16 protein-coding genes are annotated in these 18,086 nt (G+C 63.1%); 9 read left to right on the top strand and 7 right to left on the bottom strand.

What is annotated here, in order from left to right; genetic code table 11:
- Nucleotides 1-382: 382 nt before the first annotated feature.
- Nucleotides 383-1,363, bottom strand: a complete 981-nt coding sequence (locus tag ACWUKX_RS26805) for a quinone oxidoreductase family protein (RefSeq protein WP_456009753.1) — start codon at nt 1,361-1,363, stop codon at nt 383-385.
- A gap of 97 nt (nt 1,364-1,460) precedes the next feature.
- Here ACWUKX_RS26805 and ACWUKX_RS26800 point away from each other — a divergent pair, with 97 nt between their 5' ends.
- Entirely contained in the window at nt 1,461-1,868 is a 408-nt protein-coding gene (locus tag ACWUKX_RS26800) for a winged helix-turn-helix transcriptional regulator (RefSeq protein ID WP_456009752.1), read from the top strand.
- A 61-nt stretch (nt 1,869-1,929) separates the two neighbouring features.
- On the opposite strand, the gene ACWUKX_RS26795 is transcribed toward ACWUKX_RS26800, so the two are convergent.
- Nucleotides 1,930-2,535, bottom strand: a complete 606-nt coding sequence (locus ACWUKX_RS26795) for an NADPH-dependent FMN reductase (RefSeq protein ID WP_456009751.1) — start codon at nt 2,533-2,535, stop codon at nt 1,930-1,932.
- A gap of 92 nt (nt 2,536-2,627) precedes the next feature.
- On the opposite strand from ACWUKX_RS26795, the gene ACWUKX_RS26790 reads away from it, so the two are divergent.
- The gene (locus ACWUKX_RS26790; RefSeq protein ID WP_029350030.1) at nt 2,628-2,996 is read left to right on the top strand and encodes a winged helix-turn-helix transcriptional regulator; all 369 of its coding nucleotides are present in this window, start codon (nt 2,628-2,630) and stop codon (nt 2,994-2,996) included.
- Between the two features lie 38 nt (nt 2,997-3,034).
- On the opposite strand, the gene ACWUKX_RS26785 is transcribed toward ACWUKX_RS26790, so the two are convergent.
- The gene (locus tag ACWUKX_RS26785) at nt 3,035-3,358 is read right to left on the bottom strand and encodes a hypothetical protein (RefSeq protein ID WP_456009750.1); all 324 of its coding nucleotides are present in this window, start codon (nt 3,356-3,358) and stop codon (nt 3,035-3,037) included.
- Nucleotides 3,359-3,505: 147 nt separating this feature from the next.
- Nucleotides 3,506-3,901, bottom strand: coding sequence for an acyl-CoA thioesterase (locus ACWUKX_RS26780; RefSeq protein WP_287336882.1), 396 nt, complete (start codon nt 3,899-3,901; stop codon nt 3,506-3,508).
- Between the two features lie 192 nt (nt 3,902-4,093).
- Between ACWUKX_RS26780 and ACWUKX_RS26775 the strand changes: the two genes are divergently transcribed.
- The 4 genes from ACWUKX_RS26775 to ACWUKX_RS26760 all read left to right on the top strand — a co-directional run bounded on the left by ACWUKX_RS26775 (nt 4,094) and on the right by ACWUKX_RS26760 (nt 8,521).
- Nucleotides 4,094-4,681, top strand: a complete 588-nt coding sequence (locus ACWUKX_RS26775) for a YybH family protein (protein ID WP_456009749.1) — start codon at nt 4,094-4,096, stop codon at nt 4,679-4,681.
- 280 nt (nt 4,682-4,961) lie between these two features.
- Nucleotides 4,962-5,534 (top strand): GNAT family N-acetyltransferase, encoded by a 573-nt coding sequence (locus ACWUKX_RS26770; RefSeq protein WP_456009748.1) that lies wholly within the window; start codon nt 4,962-4,964, stop codon nt 5,532-5,534.
- Between the two features lie 162 nt (nt 5,535-5,696).
- Entirely contained in the window at nt 5,697-7,313 is a 1,617-nt protein-coding gene (locus tag ACWUKX_RS26765; protein ID WP_456009771.1) for a GMC family oxidoreductase, read from the top strand.
- A complete protein-coding gene (locus ACWUKX_RS26760) occupies nt 7,310-8,521 on the top strand; it encodes a mandelate racemase/muconate lactonizing enzyme family protein (protein WP_456009747.1) in 1,212 nt (403 codons plus the stop codon). The genes ACWUKX_RS26765 and ACWUKX_RS26760 overlap by 4 nt, the downstream gene beginning before the upstream one ends.
- Before the next feature lie 188 nt (nt 8,522-8,709).
- On the opposite strand, the gene ACWUKX_RS26755 is transcribed toward ACWUKX_RS26760, so the two are convergent.
- Entirely contained in the window at nt 8,710-9,648 is a 939-nt protein-coding gene (locus ACWUKX_RS26755; protein WP_456009746.1) for a diacylglycerol/lipid kinase family protein, read from the bottom strand.
- Between the two features lie 964 nt (nt 9,649-10,612).
- Here ACWUKX_RS26755 and ACWUKX_RS26750 point away from each other — a divergent pair.
- A complete protein-coding gene (locus ACWUKX_RS26750; protein WP_456009745.1) occupies nt 10,613-11,122 on the top strand; it encodes a hypothetical protein in 510 nt (169 codons plus the stop codon).
- A 62-nt stretch (nt 11,123-11,184) separates the two neighbouring features.
- Here ACWUKX_RS26750 and ACWUKX_RS26745 read toward each other — a convergent pair whose 3' ends face one another.
- Together ACWUKX_RS26745 and ACWUKX_RS26740 are read right to left on the bottom strand one after the other, a co-directional pair.
- The gene (locus tag ACWUKX_RS26745) at nt 11,185-12,156 is read right to left on the bottom strand and encodes a hypothetical protein (protein ID WP_456009744.1); all 972 of its coding nucleotides are present in this window, start codon (nt 12,154-12,156) and stop codon (nt 11,185-11,187) included.
- 131 nt (nt 12,157-12,287) lie between these two features.
- Nucleotides 12,288-13,328, bottom strand: a complete 1,041-nt coding sequence (locus ACWUKX_RS26740; protein ID WP_456009743.1) for a CapA family protein — start codon at nt 13,326-13,328, stop codon at nt 12,288-12,290.
- 155 nt (nt 13,329-13,483) lie between these two features.
- Between ACWUKX_RS26740 and ACWUKX_RS26735 the strand changes: the two genes are divergently transcribed.
- On the top strand, nt 13,484-14,734 hold the full coding sequence (locus ACWUKX_RS26735; protein ID WP_456009742.1) for a hypothetical protein: 1,251 nt from the start codon (nt 13,484-13,486) through the stop codon (nt 14,732-14,734).
- Nucleotides 14,735-14,846: 112 nt separating this feature from the next.
- On the top strand, nt 14,847-17,996 hold the full coding sequence (uvrB, locus tag ACWUKX_RS26730; protein WP_456009741.1) for an excinuclease ABC subunit UvrB: 3,150 nt from the start codon (nt 14,847-14,849) through the stop codon (nt 17,994-17,996).
- Nucleotides 17,997-18,086 lie beyond the last annotated feature (90 nt).

The raw sequence follows: 18,086 nt of genomic DNA, 5'->3' as shown, positions 1-18,086 counted from the left end.
GACCGAAGCCAGCTGCTTCTGGACAGCGTCGTCCAGACTGTGAAAAGACTGAGGGCGTAGCCCTCCGCAACTCCGCTTTGGGTGACTCCGACCAATGCGCGAAGGGCAGCTTTGAAGGAGCGCCCTGAAGGTCGCGTTATGGCGCAACAACGATGTCCAAGGTGGTCACCGGCAACGTCCGCTATCGGGCAACAGCTAAAATCACCTCAACGGCCGACATCAGGCGCAAAGCGGACAGGTTCCACGATTGGCCTGTGCGCAGTTAATCGTCGACCACGATACTAGAGCGGTTCATCGTTTCACGGAAACGCCGAACCGCTCTATCTCTTTGTTTTTGCGCAATTCCGGACGGAAAACCGTTCACACTTTTCCTAGAATTGCTCTAAGGTATCAGCACGACCTTGCCGGTCGAGCGACGCTCCTCCAGCGAGCGATGTGCTTCGGCTGCCTGGTCGAGCGGATAGCGGCCGCCCTGCGTCACGGCAAGCTGGCCGCTGGCGGCCAGGTGGAAAAGCTCCGACAGGCCGGCGCTGAGGCCATCGGCAGAGAGCAGCGGAAGCAGGGCAAAACCTCGCAAGGACTGGTTTCGGGTGATCATCGCTTCCAGTTCCGCAGCGCCGATCGCGTATCTGCCCAGCGCGGCAAAGACCAACTCTCCGCCAGGCGCGAGAGCTTGCAGCGACGCCGCCGTCATCGGGCCGCCGACAATGTCGTAGACGACATCGACGCCGGCGCCGCCTGCCGCTTCCCGGACACGCGCGGGCCAATCCGACGTGCTGTAGTCTACCGCGGCATCGGCTCCAAGCGACAGGGCAAGATCGAGCTTGGCCCTGCTGCCGGCGACCGCGATCACGGTGCTGGCGCCCTGGCGTTTGGCGAGCTGGACAAGCAACGAGCCGACACCGCCCGCGGCTGCAGTGACCAGCACCGATTTGCCGGCTGGCGGGCTTTGCCGCAGCAGATGAAAAGCCGTCAGCCCCTGCACCATCAAGGCCGTCGCGTCTTCGAACGAGAGCGCGTCGGGCAAAGGCACGGCCAGCTTTGCGTCGATCGTGACATAGTCGGCATAGCCGCCAAACGGGCGCTTCGAAGCGAACAGCGGCGCCGCGACGCGTGTTCCGGTCAGCGATATGTCCACCCCTTGACCAAGCGCCTCCACGGTCCCGGCAGCCTCGACGCCGAGAATGACAGGCAAGTCCGGCGTCACCGCGTAGCGATCCCCGCGCATCAGCACTTCGAAGAAATTCACGCCGGCCGCGCGAACACGGATCAGCACCTCGCCCGCCTCCGGCAGCGGCTTCGGCATTTCGACGACGTCGAAGACGTCGGGACCGCCGAAACGGTTCAGTTGAATGGCTCTCATGGTATGCACCCATCGCTATGGCATCGGCTGCTGTTTGCCACTATCTGCCTGATCGCGACTACACACTCATTTGTCCCCTGCTGACCAGGAGGTGACCATGGCCAAGCTGGCCAAAAGGCTGCAAACCAAGAGACTGCCTCTGCTGCCGGCGGAACGCGCCCTGAAAGTGATCTCGGGCCGATGGAAGGCTGTTATTCTCTACCATCTCTTCGACGGCCCCCGAAGGCTTTCGGTGCTGAAGATGCTGGTGCCCGATATCACCCAGAAAGTGCTGATCCAGCAGCTTCGCGAAATGGAGGAACACGGTCTTGTCAGACGCGAGATCTTTGCCGAAATTCCCTCGCGCGTCGAATATTCGGCGACGCGACTCGGCCTAAGCCTCGAGCCTATCCTTTTGGCGCTCTGCGAGTGGGGCCAGCACCATGCGGGTGAGCTGAACGAAATGGACCGCCTTGCCGATTGTATCATCAGGCCTCGGCAGCCGCGGCAGCCAGCCTTAGCCTAATCAAAAAGGGGCGACGCAAGCGCCGCCCCGGATCCTTGGAAGGATTGTTCTGGTCTGCGGTTCAGGCCGCCTTGACTTCCTCGGCCACCGCGTCAGCCTGACGCGCCGCCTTCAGCACTTTGGCCCACCATGCAACGTCGTTGACCAGCGCGGTCGCCGCCTGGTTCAGGTGCTCAAGCTCGTCGAGCTTCTTTTCACCTTGCCTGACGGCGAGGAAATCGGCCCAGGCAATATGGACGGCGGACTTGACCGGCGCCATCTGCAGCTCAACCGCATGCAGCCTCAGCTGCTCGACGGCCCGCGCGCCGCCGACGCTGCCATAGCCGACGAAGCCGGCCGGCTTCTTATTCCATTCATTGGCGGCGTAGTCGATCGCGTTCTTCAGCACGGCGGTCGGGCCATGGTGGTATTCGGCGGCGGTGAAGATGAAGCCATCGAACTCGGCGACCTTCTTCTGCCAGCGCTTTGCCACTTCATTCTGCGACGGCGCCCAGGCGGACGATGCGACCTCGTCAAAAAACGGCAGCGGGAAGTCGCGCAGGTCGACCACCTCCACGTCGATGTCGGCATGCGACTTGGCGATCTTGGCGATCCACTGGCTCGGAACGTCGGCAAATCGTGCGGCGCGGGTCGAACCGACGACAATGGCGATTTTGGGTTTGGACATAGAGGGGCTCTCCTTCAGGCAAATTTCTGGTATCGTTTAGATACCTGAACTATATGAGTGACTGCACTCACGAGGCGCAAGGAGGCACCTTTTTGTTACCAAGGCACCCGCACCGCACCGAGGACTGCCGCGCCATCTCGGAAATCCTGCAGCGCGTCGGCGACAAATGGACCGTACTCGTCGTCGGCAAGCTCGGTGACGGGCCGCTGCGCTTCAACGAATTGCGCAGCGCCGTCGGCGGCATTTCGCAGAAGATGCTGACCACCACATTGCGTGGGCTTGAGCGCGACGGTTTCGTCACCCGCACCGTGTTTCCGACCATTCCGCCGCGCGTCGACTATGAGCTGACCGATCTTGGCTACGAGCTTCTTGTGCCGGTCGGTGCGCTCGGCGAATGGGCGCGCAAGAACACCGAGCGGGTCAAGGCCGCGCGGGCGAGGTTCGATGGGATTCACGCCTGAAACTCTTGCGCTGCAACGGTTTGTGCGCGGCGTGTAGCTTAGACGATTTCTACGGCTGCATGTGCATTCCGGCCCGCAGACGGCTTTCGATCCGCTTCGATTTCGGGGCCGATTGACCACCTTGCTTCGATGGCGCAGGCCGCCCCTTTGCAGCAATTGCTCACGCTCATCGCGCCGGTGTGGCACGTCGTTGCAACGCAGATTTCGCACCTGGTCGCTTGCCGATTGAGGGTGTGGTTTTCGGAGGCGCAGCTGGCTTCGGCTCGTCCTTGCTTGACCTCGGTATAGGCGGTTGCGGCCAGCAGGCAGAACAAGGCTGCAAGCGCGCCCACCAATACGTCGTTCAGCAATCGTTGACGCATTGTCTTTTCCTCATGCCCTGCCGGACATGGTCACGAATGTGCGAACGCGAATATGAAAAGCATCACACAGCATCGCTGTTCCCATCTCCTTGCGAGAGGCTGGAAGCGGCGTTGCCGTTCGACTTTAAGCCGACGACATCCAGCCGGTCAGCTTTCGGCCGGAACGGCCTTCGGCTTGCCTTCGCCGTCCAGCGCCACCATGACGAAATCGGCATGGGTGACCTTCTCCATAAGGTCGGAGAGATAGCGCTGCGCCCAGGCCTCGACCTTGAGCATCATCGAGGTGCGACCGACGCGCTCGACATGCGTATAGATGCACAGCGTATCGCCGATTTTCATCGGCTTGGCGAACGACATCTCCTTCACCGCCGCCGTCACCACGCGGCCCTTGGCGCGCTCGGCGGCGCGGATGCCGCAGGCCAGGTCCATCTGTGCCATCACCCAGCCGCCAAAGATATCGCCCGCCGCATTGGCGTCCGAGGGCATGGCAAGCGTCCTGAGCGTCAGATCGCCGATCGGCCGTCCATCCGCATAATGCACCATGCGCCAAATCCCTTCGAGATCGATTGTCCCGATCCCGTATCGGGATGGCGATGATGCGTCAACGCGCCGCCAGCCGGCAATGTCGCAGTTTGAAATTCGGCTGTGGTCTCAATTGAGCCGTTCCGTTGCCGATGACCGGGTAGCGGGTGAAGCCGAGTGCGGGAGGTCTCGGCGCTTGTGGCGTCGCCATGCATGTTTCTCGCGTCGCCGCGCGCCATGATGATTTCCGTGGTTGTTCAAGTGGTGAACGCTGGTTGTCGGGAAGCACCAACGGTGGTTACCTTGATGACAACGTGGGAGGAACAGCCTGATGCCCGGCAAGCGGGCGAAATGCAGAGATTGGAGGAGACGATGCCAGGCGTGGAAGCCGCGATTAGGGAACTGCTGGAGAGTCGATCGGCTGCCATGGGCGCCAAAGACATCGAGTGGCTTATGTCCCTTTACTCCAACGACATAGTCTATTTCGACCTCGTACCGCCGCTTCGGTACGTGGGATCCAACGCCCTTCGCGAGCGGTTCCTGGATTGGTTTCCCCGCTGGTCTGGTCCGATTGGCCAGGAGCTTGGCCAACTGGATGTTGCGGCCGGCGATGCGGTTGCCGCCGCCTGGATGCTTATCCGAGCGCGTGGCATCCTGAAAACCGGCGCGAAAGTCGACTACTGGGTGCGCGTGAGCAATGCATTTCGTCGATCTGGAGACAGATGGACGATCACGCACGAGCACGTTTCCCTCCCCGTCGACATGCGGAGCAGGACAGCAGTCTTGGACTTGACCCCATAGCGTCGCCGGAACGACGTTGGACAGGGGATCTTGATGTCGTTTCTTCACGCCTAAAATCTACACGCCTAATAGCAACAGGAGTTGAGGACCTTTCCACCCGTGCGCCCCCTGATCCGAAGGGGAGGCATGCTTTTCCGCGATCGGCCGACCATCCGCGTAGTGCACCATGCGCCAAATCCCCTCGATGTCGATCTTCTCCCGACCCCGTATCGTCGTGGCGCTGATGCGTCACCGCGCCAGCAGGTACTAGACTGAGCAGAGTGAGTTGAGGAAGGCTGACATGAAACTTACCTCTCGCTGTCTGACGCCCGATCTATGGTCCGCGCTCGAGGACCTGTTCGATGAGAGCGCCGTCTGCAGTCGATGTTGGTGTATGTACGGGCGTATCGGCAGTTCTTATCGAAAACGACCAGGTGAGGAAAACAAGGCCGCGTTCCGGCAAGCCGTCGAGCTTGGTCCGCCTCCAGGCGTGCTTGCTCTCGACGGCAGTACTGCTGTCGGATGGTGCCAGGTGACACCGCGAGATGCCGTGCCCTGGCTCGATCGGCTGTGGCAGTTCAGGCGCGTGGATGATGCGCCGGTCTGGTCCTTGTCCTGCCTCTACGTGCGAAAAAGATACCGCCGGCAGGGCGTCACGTCCCACCTGATCGCAGCGGCCCTGCAAGCTGCAAGGCGCGCAAATGCCCCTGCGCTTGAGGCCTATCCTTTTGATGCCGATGTATCGCCGAGTGCTTCCGGCAGTGGATACGCCTCCACCTTCGCTCGCGCCGGGTTCAGGGTCGTCGCTCGCAGGGTGCCAGCCCGCCCGATCATGCGTTATGATTTCAAGCAAAATGCTGATGATGGCGTATGATGCGCCGACCGCTTGTCCACGAGGCAAGGGCCGCTTCGGGCAAGACACCGAATGCAACGAAGTACCGGTCGCTTTTTTCACAGAGGGTGCCGGAAGCTCCGGTGATCGCGGCGGCTTGCGGCGTCTAGGTTGAGCGAAAATTCGGAGCCGGCCGCAGCCACCATGCAGACCTATCATTTCATCATCGTCGGCTCCGGCTCGGCCGGCTCGGTCCTCGCCGAACGGCTTTCCGCCTCCGGCCGCTTCTCGGTTCTGGTGCTCGAGGCCGGCGGCACCGATCGGCGCTTCTACGTGCAGATGCCGCTTGGCTACGGCAAGACCTTCTTCGACCCAGCGGTCAACTGGAACTACAAGACCGACCCGGATCCCGGGCTCGACAACAACGCCGATCACTGGCCGCGCGGCAAGCTGCTCGGCGGCTCGAGCTCGATCAACGCGATGGTCTGGATCAGAGGCGCGCGCGAGGATTTCGATGCCTGGCGAGATGCCGGCAATCCCGGCTGGAGCTACGACGATCTGCTGCCGGCCTTCAAGGCGCTGGAGGACAATGAGGCCGGCGCCGACCAATGGCGCGGCACCGGCGGCCCACTGCACATCACCGACTGCTCGACCGCCGTCCATCCGCTGACCAAGCGCTACCTGGCGGCCGGTCAACAAGCCGGCCTGCCGTTCAACCCGGATTTCAACGGAGCCTCCCAGGAAGGCGTCGGCATCTATCAGATCACCACCAGGAACGGCCGCCGCATGTCGGCGGCCCGCGCCTTCCTGCGCCCGGCGACGAAGCGCAAAAACGTCCGCGTCGAGATCAACGCGCTGGCGACCAGAATCCTTTTTGAGGGCAAGCGTGCCGTTGGCATTGAGTACCTGCAGAACGGTCAGACGAAGACTGCCCGCGCCGGTCGCGAAGTCATTCTGTCGGGCGGCTCGATCAACTCGCCTCAATTGCTGCAGCTTTCCGGCATCGGTCCCTCGGCGCTCCTTGGAGCGCTCGGCATTCCCGTCATTCACGCCAATGAGAATGTCGGCGCGAACCTGCAGGACCATGTCGGCATCAACTACACGTATCGGGGCAGGCTGCCGACACTCAACCAGATCCTGCGGCCGTGGTGGGGCAAGCTCATGGTCGGCATGCAATATGTCCTCTTGCGCTCGGGCCCGCTGTCGCTGTCAATGAACAATGCCGGCGGCTTCTTCCGCACCGACCCGGCGCTTTCACGGCCCAACATGCAGCTCTACTTCCAGGCGTTCTCGACCGTCATCCCGAAGAGCGGCGAGCGTCCGATCCTGACGCCCGACCCGTGGCCGGGCTTTTCCATCGGCCTGTCCAACTGCCGTCCATCGAGCCGTGGCGAGATCATGATCCGCTCCAGCAATCCGCGTGACTATCCGAAGATCGTCGCCAATGCCTTCTCGACCGAAGCGGACGTCGCCGAAATGCTGGCGGCGGTGAAGTTCGTCCGGAAGATCGCCGCCATGCCGGCGATGGCCGACATCATCGAGGAAGAGGTTTTGCCGGGCCCATCAATCAAGTCCGACGGGGATCTCATTCAGGATTTCAGGAAACGCTCCGGCACTGTCTACCACCCGGTCTCGACATGTCGCATGGGACCGGACGCTGCGCGCGCCGTAGTCGACCCGCGCCTGCGGGTTCACGGCCTCGCCGGCTTGCGCGTCATCGATGCCTCGATCTTTCCCGATAACATCACCGGCAACACCAACGCCGCCTCGATCGTGACCGGATGGAAGGGTGCCGAACTGGTTCTGGAGGATCAAAAATGAAAATCACCGACGTAAAGACCTGGGTTGTCGGCAATCCGCCGCCCGGCATCGGCGGCAAGTATTTCATCTTCGTCAAGCTCACCACCGACGGCGGCGTCGTCGGCTATGGCGAGGCCTACAACTCCACCTTCTCCGCCCACGTCACCGCAAGAATGATCGAGGACATGGCCGAGCGCTATCTCATCGGCCGCGATCCGCACGACATCGAAAACTTCTTCCGCCGTGCCTATTCGTCCGGCTTCACCCAGCGCCCCGACGTGTCCGGGATGGGCTGTTTTTCGGCGCTCGAAATCGCCTGCTGGGACATTATCGGCAAGGAGGCCGGCAAGCCGGTTCACAAGCTGCTCGGCGGGCAGGTGCACGAAACGCTGCGTTCCTATACTTACCTCTACCCACACAGCGGCAGCGTCCACTCGGAGGATGCGCGCGGCAAGAACGTCTACAACGATCCCGATATGGCGGCCGAATGCGCGCTCGAATATGTCGAGCAGGGCTTCAATGCGGTCAAGCTCGACCCGGCCGGCCCCTACACCGCCTATGATGGCCATCAGCCGCGCCTCGTCGATATCGACCTCTCCGCCCGCATGATCAAGGCGATCCGCGAGGCGGTCGGCACCAGGGCCGACATCCTGTTCGGCACGCACGGCCAGTTCACCGCGTCGGGCGCGCTGCGCATGGCCCGCGCCATGGAGCCCTATGATCCGCTGTGGTTCGAGGAGCCGGTGCCGCCCGATATGCCCGAGGTGATGGCGCAGGTGGCGCGTGGCACGTCTATCCCGATCGCCACCGGCGAGCGGCTGACGACCAAGTTCGAATTCGCCCGCGTCATCGAGAACCGCGCCGCCACCATCCTACAGCCCGACCTCGGCCGTTCCGGCGGCATTCTCGAGACCAAGAAGATCGCCGCCATGGCCGAGGCCTACCACATCCAAATCGCACCGCACTGCTATTGCGGACCGATCGTCGGTGCGGCCAACATCCAGCTTGCCGTGACCTTGCCCAACTTCCTCATTCTGGAATCGCTGAAGCAGTGGGACGGCTTTCACGAAAAGCTGCTGAAGAAAAAGATCGAATGGCAGGACGGCAACGTCATTCCGTCGATGGAACCAGGCCTTGGCGTCGAACTCGACGAAGCCGTCTGCGAGGCGCATCCCTGGACCGGCAAGGACCTGCATCTGCAGATGGTGCAGACGCCGTTGATGCCGTGAGCTGTCTTTAAAAACGTCGTCACCAGTTTGCCGCGCAAACGGGTGAAGAGTATTTGCACGCAAGAACGCCGGGCTTTTCCTGCCGAGAGCGAGACCTGACAGGCGGATTGTGAAGCGATTCCAGCATATTGGCCGGATCGCCAGAATCACGATCGAAACGAGCTGAATCAAAGTCTCAACACCTTGATTCAATATCTGAGCGTCAGCGCGCCGGGTAGGATCTCGAAGGTCGCCGGTATGCGCCCGGGGGATTCGCCGTCTACGTCGACCAGCGCGGCGTTCTTTTGCGCATCACCGAGCGGTTCGACAACCACTTTCTTGCCACGCAAAATGGTGATTGCCGGATGGTTGCGGTGCCGTCCGCCATAGAGCAGACGGATGTCCCAGATCAGTTTCAGCTTGCCGGCCGCACGCAGGATGACGATGTCGAATTGACCGTCGTCCAGTTCGGCATCCGGCGCGATCATCATGCCGCCGCCGAAGAATTTTCCGTTGGCCACCGCCACCAGCGCCACGCGCGCCTCGACCGGGACGCCGTCATCGACGGTGATCACAACGTCCTGGAACCGGTAGCGCATGAATTCCCACACGGTGCGCCAGTAGAACAGCGCCTTGGCCGACACCTTGCCCTTGCGCTTGTCGGCGTTGACCGCGCGGTCGGTGGCGCCTGAAAGCCCGAGGCTGGCGATGTTGATGAAATGGCGGCTGGCCAGCGCGCCATGGTCGTCGACATAGGAGATGCGGCCGGCATCGACGTTGTGGGTCTTGGCATCGGCGATGCGCTTCAACGTCAGGTCGACCTCGCCAGACAGGCCGAGCCCGCGGGCGAAATCGATGCCGGCGCCGCAAGGCAGCAGGCCGAGTTCGGCCGTCCGGCCGCTTTCCGCAAACGCCTGCAGCAGCCCGTCGGCCACTTCGCTGGCGGTGCCGTCGCCGCCCGCCGCGATCACCAGGTCGAAGCCGCTGGCGGCAAGGACGAGCGCCAGCCGTTCGGCGTCGCCGGTCGCCTGCGTTTCGCGCAGCTCGAAATCGCCGAAATGTTTCCTGAGCGAAGCACTGACCTCCGGCCAATGCCGTTTGAGTCGGCTGCCACCGGCAATCGGATTGAGAACCACCCCGACCTTCAAGAACGCCCTCCCCAAAGGATCGCAGCGACACTGGTGTCCTAAAATCCTTTGCCGGCATTGAAGCCCGCGCGGCGATGTGGGGCAAGAGCCGAATGTTTGATAATGCTGCTCGCCGAAGATTGGGCGTGTCCCGACCCCCCTCGAAAAAACGCTCGGCCGCCGAGCTCAGTCCCCGATAATCCCGCTATCCACAGGTTCGCGGCTGTTTCGCCAAACGCTCACTCGGCGTACATTAAACCCATCTCAGGCGGCTACCGATTGCCAAGTCGAAAGACAAAGCGAAACGGCGGATTTCCTGAGGCCCGTACGGCCCCTGAATGAAAGCAGGCTTGCCTGTTTTGACGAGGGATGCCGAGACCTACGGGGCCGCGGAAAGCGTGCGAACGCCTACGGCGGACCGATGCTGCCATGAAGGACGGCAAAAACCTTCGATGGCGCGCTGGACGAAGCCCGCAAGGGTGGAGACTGGCGAGGTCCCGAACGGACGCTGCCCTCGGGCGGTGGCTGGCAGGACCGTCAACATCAAGGCCGGCATGGCGCGACGTCTTTACGGAAGTTGCTGCCGCGACCGTGTCCTGATCTGACAGGGAGGCGCTGGGAGAAATCCCGGCGCCGACTGCCTTTCATGGCCATCCCCGCGATGTTGTTGGCGCGGCTTCAGCGTACGCCGGACACCTTGGCCGAGCGCGATCTGCGGTGCCGAGGGCACGATCTTCATCACCGGGCGCAATCGAGCTGCACTCCGTTCTGCCGGCACTGATGAAGGCAGGCGCCACGCTTGAGCACGTCTGCGACTACTGATGAAGTTCGGCCACAGGCGGAACGCCTGAAACCATCCCTTGTACTTCGCCACGCACATTCCACAATCGCGGCCAAATCCCGCCTTGATCTACGGCAATTGGTGAACGCACCAGCGCCGCACGTCCTTGTAGCACTCGCCAAGGCAATTCGAAGGGACAAGACCGTGATTAAGACCACCCTTGTCGCCATGACCATCGTCGGCTGCGACTGCGATGCCAGGCTTTGCGAGTATATCGGCGAGACGCCGGCCAAGTGGTCGACCATCGCCGATTGCGAAGCAGCGATGAAAAGCCAGATGTCGCACGCGCGCAATTTCAACTACCCGCTCGTGTCCGGCATCTGCCGCACGACGCAGACCTCGTCGCGGCTTGCCGCGACCGGCTCGACGCTTGAGTTGGCGGCGGCAGCGCAGACCGCCACCGACCCACTCCCGTCCGAATTGAGCCGTCGGCCCAGCGTTGCTGTCGGGTCGCAGGCAACAGCCACGGAAACAGAGGCTGCCAGGCCGGTCGCCTTTGAAGCCGCGGTCGATGGCGGACCCTCGGTGCTGTATCGCACGAAGAACGGTTACGCCTTGGTCAAAGCCGACCTTGGCCGCGCCGCATCCGCGACCCTTGGAATGGCCAAGCGGTCGGCGAACTGGCTGGCGGCGAAAATGCCGAACGGTTTGTAAGCGCCCTCAGGCAATGCCGCTCGGCGCCCTGATCGCTGCCGACCATGGCTGAACGTCAGCGGCTAACCCGCCGCCTCGTCCTTTGCGCCGATCTTGCGCACCAGCGCCGCCGTTGCCAGCATCGCGCCCATGTCTGATATCATCGGCGCGACATGCTTGGCGTAGTCTAGCGGCACCGATTTATCAGGCAGGTCGAAGAAGTCCTTCGTCTGCGGCAACAGTAGAAAACCGTCGCCGCCATTGAGCGCAACCTGCGCCGGATCATCAGGCCAGGTCTGGCTGAGCCATGTCAGCGCCTGCGCCAGGCGGCCACTCACCAGCGGCTGCGCCGCCTCGACATTGTCGGTGCGGAAGTCGTAGGCGGCATCGAGCTCGGGCACGCCGCATGATAATTCCTGCATCTTGCTGGCGAACATGCCGCGGAAGAACCCGACAGCCACGTCAGTCCGGCGGGCGGCCACCAATATGCCGGGGAACGGCACGATGGTCTCGAAGGCGACGACGATCCCCTTGAATGCTATCGTGCCGCTCTTGCCCGTGCCTTGCCGGAGATCGGCTTCGTAAAGCTCGAAGGGAAATCCCTCGTAGCGGCCGGATACGAAGTCGTCGAAGCGCTTGCTGTTAAAAGTGCCGATCGTCTCGCGCGGCAGCCGGTCGAACGAATTCGGCGTTACCTCATGCTGGTACCGCATATCCTCAATGAAACCGAAGATGATCGGCAGCAGCGTTTTGCGGAACGACTGCTGCAAGGTGCTCGCCGGCTTGATCGCCTGGAAATAGAGCAGGATCGCCGCCACGAATCCGACGACATAGAGCAGCACATGCGGCGTCGAGAACCATCGCTCGTATGGATCGGCGACCGTGTTGAATAGCCAGGCCACCAGCGCCACGAATACCAGCAGCAGGGAGATGAACAGCGGCACCCGCCAGCGGACTTGCCGGTAGGCCGCAGCCCTTCCGACCTCATAGGCCTCGAGATTCCTTTTGATGCCGGCGATGTCAGTTTCATCAGGCATGAAATCCGCTGCTTCCATCGCCATCCACCGTCGAAAGACCGAACACCCAGCTCGGACAATAGCCGATTTTGCCGAAAGTCGCGCGGACTACAGCGTTGGGATGGTGGTGAGGCCACACGATTCATCCGAGCACCAGTCAACTATGGCTATCAATTCCCGTTACCAAAAACCGCAACGAAACGGGCCGTAACCTTTCGCCTTAATGCGCCCTCCAGCGCCTCAACGGGAACCAGCCGCTCATGGTCGCCGGCGCGCAGCCGCATGAAGGGATGCAGCCGGTAGGCGGCAATGGCGCCACGCGTGCCGGCGTCAGCGCTGATATCGGCGGTCAGGATGCCCCCGATGCGGCCGGGCCACGGCTGGCGCGCAAAGGCGGTGCCTAGAAAATCGCCGAGCCCATAGGCGACGAGCGCCTTGCCGATCCGCTCCACCGGCTGCACGACATGGGCATGATGGCCAGCGATCAACCCGACGCCTTGCGCGGCCAAATGCCGTGCCAATGCCCGCGTTGCGGCCTGTGGAAAATGCCGGAATTCCCAATCCCAATGTGGCACGGCACAGGTGAGGTCGACGGCGGCGCCGCGCGGCCATCGTGCCGGCTCGGCTTGCATCGACACACGGCCCGCGAACGCAGCCGCGCCGGCATTGCGCCACAGCGTGAAGGCGGCAAAGCCAATTGTCAGCGGTCCGACCGCAAGGCGCTCGACCGGACCGCCGGCGGCGGTACCGATGCTGCGGATGCCGAGACGGGTCAGCGCCGCCACGGTCTCGTCGAAACCCTCGACGCCTTGGTCGAGCACATGGTTGTTGGCGAGCGACAAAACCAGCTTCTCGCGCGAGATGCCGGCGGCCGCCAGCGCCTCGGCGAGAAACCGCTCGGTCATGGCATGATGGGTGCCAAGCTTCGTTCCCGTCGTCGCGCTCGGCCGCTCCACCACCGGGCTTTCGCAATTGCCGATCACCAGATCGGCGGAGCCGAGCAACATGGCGATCGCCGGGTCGCATTGCGGCGCTCTGCGATTGGCCACCGCCGAGATATCGCCGACGAAAGCGAGCCGCACCGTCCGCGCCGGCGGCGGCACCATCGTCGCTGCGGCTGCCGGCGCAAAGCCTTGTTGATCGCCGCTGAGCGAGGGCCTCAAGAAGCGTGGCAGCCAAGACAATTTGTAGGAAAACGGATAGTTCGACACGCGCAGCCTGCACCGGGATGAACGGCCACGGTAGACGATGCGCACAATATAGCGAAGCGCCTCCGTTCGGAATCGTGCTGCCAGATGCCCCGCAGTAGGCGTAACACACAAGATGCGTATATGGTTGCCGCCGAACGGCATACCGGAGGACCAAGATGACGCGATTTTCGAGCCTGCTGGCATCCGCCCTTATTCTGCTGCTGCCGGTTTCTTCCGCCGGGGCCGCAGCCCCCGAACCGGCCGCCCTGTTCGAGGCAAAAACCGTAGCGGACCGCGACAGCACGCTTACTGCGCTGGAAGCCGCCGCGCCCACTGATCCCGCGTCGGCTTACGCCGCCGGAGCCGGCCAATTCTTCACCGGGCTGGAGATCCTGGCCGGCGGCCTGCACCGCCACGGTTTCGAAAGCCCGCAATCATTCATACTGCCGCTGATGCGGCTGCCGGTCCCAGACAATCCCAATCCCGAGCCGCTGACCTACGACGGCTTCCGCGCCATCCTGGTCGCCTTCCGCGATCGGCTGGAAAAGTCCGCCGCCACCCTTGGCTCCGTGCCTGCCGATGCCGGCATCAGCATGGAGGTCGACCTCACCCGTCTTGGCATCGATCTCAACGAGGATGGCCAGATCGCGCCGGACGAAAGTGCCGCCGCGATCATGGCATCCCTGTCACGCGGCGGTGCGCCAGACCCGGCCGCACCCGCCCTCACCTTTCGCTTCGACCGAGCCGACGGTTATTGGCTGCAGGGCTATGCCGAATTCTTGATGGCGCAGGCGGATTTCTGGCTGGCGCATGATTTCAGGAACGCCTTCGACGGTTCGTTCCACATGCTGTTTCCGCGCGCCAAACTGCCGCTGCAGGACACTCTTGTTCCGCCGGACGGCGGCATGAGCGGCGGCATGTTGTCGTCCGAATGGCGCATCGCCGACTTCATCTCTCTGGTTCATCTGGTCAACTGGCCGGTCGTCGAACCGGAGCGCCGGCAGGCGGCACGCCGCCATCTCATTGAGATGATCCGGCTGTCGCGCGAGGACTGGAAGGCGATCCGCGCCGAGACCGACAACGACCGTGAATGGCTGCCCGGCCCGCAACAGAAAGGCGCCAGCCCGCTCACCGGCCTGGAGGTCGGCGAGGAGCAGGTCCAGGCCTGGCACGCCGCGCTTGATTTGGCTGAGGACCTGCTCGACGGCCGCACCTTGCTGCCGCATTTCCGCTTCGCCGACAAAGGCATCAATATGAAGCGCTTCTTCGACGAACCAAAGCCCTTCGACCTGGTGCTGTCGATCACCGGCCCGGCCGTCGCGCCCTATCTCGAGAGCGGAAAGATCCTCACCAGCGAGGAGTTCGACCAGATCCAGCGCCAGTTTGGCGGCGCCGGGTTTTTGACCTTTGCGCTGTGGTTCAATTGAGGGCGTGTTTCGACATAGCTCCTGACACCCTTGTGTCAGCAGCTTGGTTTCGTCTCGCGCCCCTCGCTACTCCGCTCTTTCCATTTTGGCCGATACCTCCCATATTTGGGGCATGGCCAAACTTCCTGATAAAAACACGCCGTCGCCGGCGCGTGACGATCGCGCTTCGCCGCCCAAGCGGCGCAGTCCGCTGACCGATTTTCTCGATGCGTCGGAGCCGCTGCACAAGGGCGGTTTTGCCGAGGCGCCGCAGGCCGAGCTTTCCGGCGCGCCGTTGACCGGCTCGATCGCCGATTGGGCCGAGCAGATCGAGCAGGAGGCCGAGAAGGAAGGGCGCCAAGTCTCCCCCCTTGAGGGGGAGATGTCGCCGAAGGCGACAGAGGGGGTCGGCAAAGGAAGCGCTCAACATGAGGGGTCGCCGAGCGCTGCCGCACCGACCCCACCCGGCGGCTCCGCCGCCACCCTCCCCTCAAGGGGGAGGGAAGGCGCCAAGCAAAAAAAGATCCCCGAACGCTCCTCCTCCCCCGGCCGCACGGCACGCGGCACCTCGATGGGCGGCGCGGCTTCGGCCAGAGAACGCGCCGCGGCCGGCCTCAATCCTGTCGCCGGCCTCGATGTTTCGCTCGAGGAGGCCGAGACCATGGCCTCCGGCGGCGTCACCGCCACCGTTGCGGCGCTCTCGGCGCTAATCGAATCCGGCAACCCCTTGCACAAGGATGGCGTGCTGTGGACGCCACACCGCCCGGCCCGACCCGAAAAATCCGAAGGCGGCATCGCCATCAAGATGGTGTCGGATTTCGAGCCGGCGGGCGACCAGCCGACGGCGATCAAGGATCTGGTCGAGGGCGTCAATGACAACGACCGCACCCAGGTGCTGCTCGGCGTCACCGGCTCGGGAAAAACTTTCACCATGGCCAAGGTGATCGAGGAGACGCAGCGCCCTGCTTTGATCCTTGCCCCCAACAAGACGCTGGCTGCGCAGCTCTATTCCGAGTTCAAGAAATTCTTCCCGGAAAACGCCGTCGAGTACTTCGTCTCCTACTACGACTACTACCAGCCGGAAGCTTACGTCCCGCGCACGGATACCTTCATCGAGAAGGAATCCTCGATCAACGAGCAGATCGACCGCATGCGCCACTCGGCGACGCGCTCGCTGCTGGAGCGCGACGATGTCATCATCGTCGCCTCGGTCTCCTGCATCTACGGTATCGGCTCGGTCGAGACCTACACGGCGATGACCTTCCAGATGCAGATCGGCGACCGGCTCGACCAGCGCGCACTGCTCGCCGACCTCGTCGCCCAGCAGTACAAGCGCCAGGATATCAATTTCGTGCGCGGCTCGTTCCGCGTGCGCGGCGACACGATCGAGATCTTTCCGGCCCACCTTGAGGACCGCGCCTGGCGCATCTCGCTGTTCGGCGACGAGATCGAGGCGATCACCGAGTTCGACCCGCTGACCGGCCAGAGGACCGGCGAGCTGAAGAGCGTCAAGATCTACGCCAATTCGCACTATGTCACGCCGCGCCCGACGTTGAACCAGGCCATCAAGTCGATCAAGGAAGAGCTCAAGCACCGGTTGGTCGAACTCGAACGGGCCGGTCGGTTGCTGGAAGCGCAGCGGCTGGAGCAGCGCACCCGCTTCGACCTCGAGATGCTGGAAGCGACCGGCTCCTGTGCCGGCATCGAGAACTATTCGCGCTATCTCACCGGCCGCCAGCCGGGCGATCCGCCGCCGACCCTGTTCGAATACATTCCCGACAACGCGCTGGTTTTCATCGACGAAAGCCATGTCACCGTGCCGCAGATCGGCGGCATGTATCGCGGCGACTTCCGCCGCAAGGCGACGCTGGCCGAATACGGCTTCCGTCTGCCGTCCTGCATGGACAACCGGCCGCTGCGCTTCGAGGAATGGGACGCCATGCGCCCGCTTTCCGTCGCGGTTTCGGCGACGCCCGGCGGCTGGGAGATGGAGCAGTCCGGCGGCGTCTTTGCCGAACAGGTCATCCGCCCGACCGGCCTGATCGACCCGCCGGTCGAGGTGCGCCCGGCCAAGACCCAGGTCGACGATGTCGTCGGCGAAATCCGCGAAACCACCAAGGCCGGCTACCGCACCCTGGTCACCGTGCTGACCAAGCGCATGGCCGAGGACCTGACCGAATATTTGCACGAGCAGGGCATTCGCGTCCGCTACATGCACTCCGACATCGACACGCTGGAGCGCATCGAGATCCTGCGCGATCTGCGTCTCGGCGCCTTCGACGTGCTGGTCGGCATCAACCTTTTGCGCGAAGGCCTCGACATCCCGGAATGCGGCTTCGTTGCCATTCTCGATGCAGACAAGGAGGGCTTCCTGCGCTCCGAAACGTCGCTGATCCAGACCATCGGCCGCGCCGCGCGCAATGTCGACGGCAAGGTCATCCTCTACGCCGACCAGGTCACCGGCTCGATGGAACGGGCGATGGCCGAGACCAACCGCCGTCGCGAGAAGCAGATGGAGTGGAACGCGGCCAACGGGATCACCCCGGAATCGGTCAAGTCGCGCATCTCCGACATCCTGGACTCGGTCTACGAAAAGGACCACGTCCGCGCCGACATCTCGCAGTTCACCGATAGCGCCGGCGCGATGATGGGCAACAATCTGAAAGCCCATCTCGACGCAATGGACAAGCAGATGCGTGACGCCGCCGCCAACCTCGACTTCGAGAAGGCGGCCCGCATCCGCGACGAGATCAAGCGGCTGCGCGAGATGGAGCTGTCCATCTCCGACGATCCGCTGGCCAAATATGCCGACATGGAAAGCCCGGTCTCGGGCCGCGAAAAGGGCAAGCACAACAAGGGCCGCGCCATCCACCGCACGGTCGACAATGACGGCAAGAGTCTCTTCCGCAAGCCGCATCTCGACGAGATGGGCGCCGACGGTGCGGTGCCGGTCAAGAAGCCGCTATTCGTAAAGCCTTCGCTCGACGCCATGGGCCCGGGCACCGACATGCCGACCCCCGCCGGCGCGGTATCGCGCTCGCTGTTCAAGAAACAGTCGGCCGAAGAGGCGCACGGCTCCGATTTCGGTATCCCAGGCGACTCGACCAAGCCGCTGTTCAAGAAGAACTCGCTGGACGAGATGACGGTGCGGCGGACTGAAAAGCCCGTTGAGGGCGACAAGCCAGTCAAGCGCGAACGTGCCGGCATCGGCTCCTACGAAAACCCCGCCGATGCCCGCCGTGAGAAGCGCCGACCCGGCAAGACCGGGCGGCCGGGACGGTAGGTAGCTTCCCTTCTCCCCTTGTGGGACTGTTGCACAATTCTTGGTTTGTGATTCTCTGAGATGGAAGTTCGGAGGGAATCACGATGGCGG

The organism is Mesorhizobium sp. f-mel, from assembly GCF_053850215.1.
This window is presented reverse-complemented; position numbering and strand designations above follow the sequence as displayed.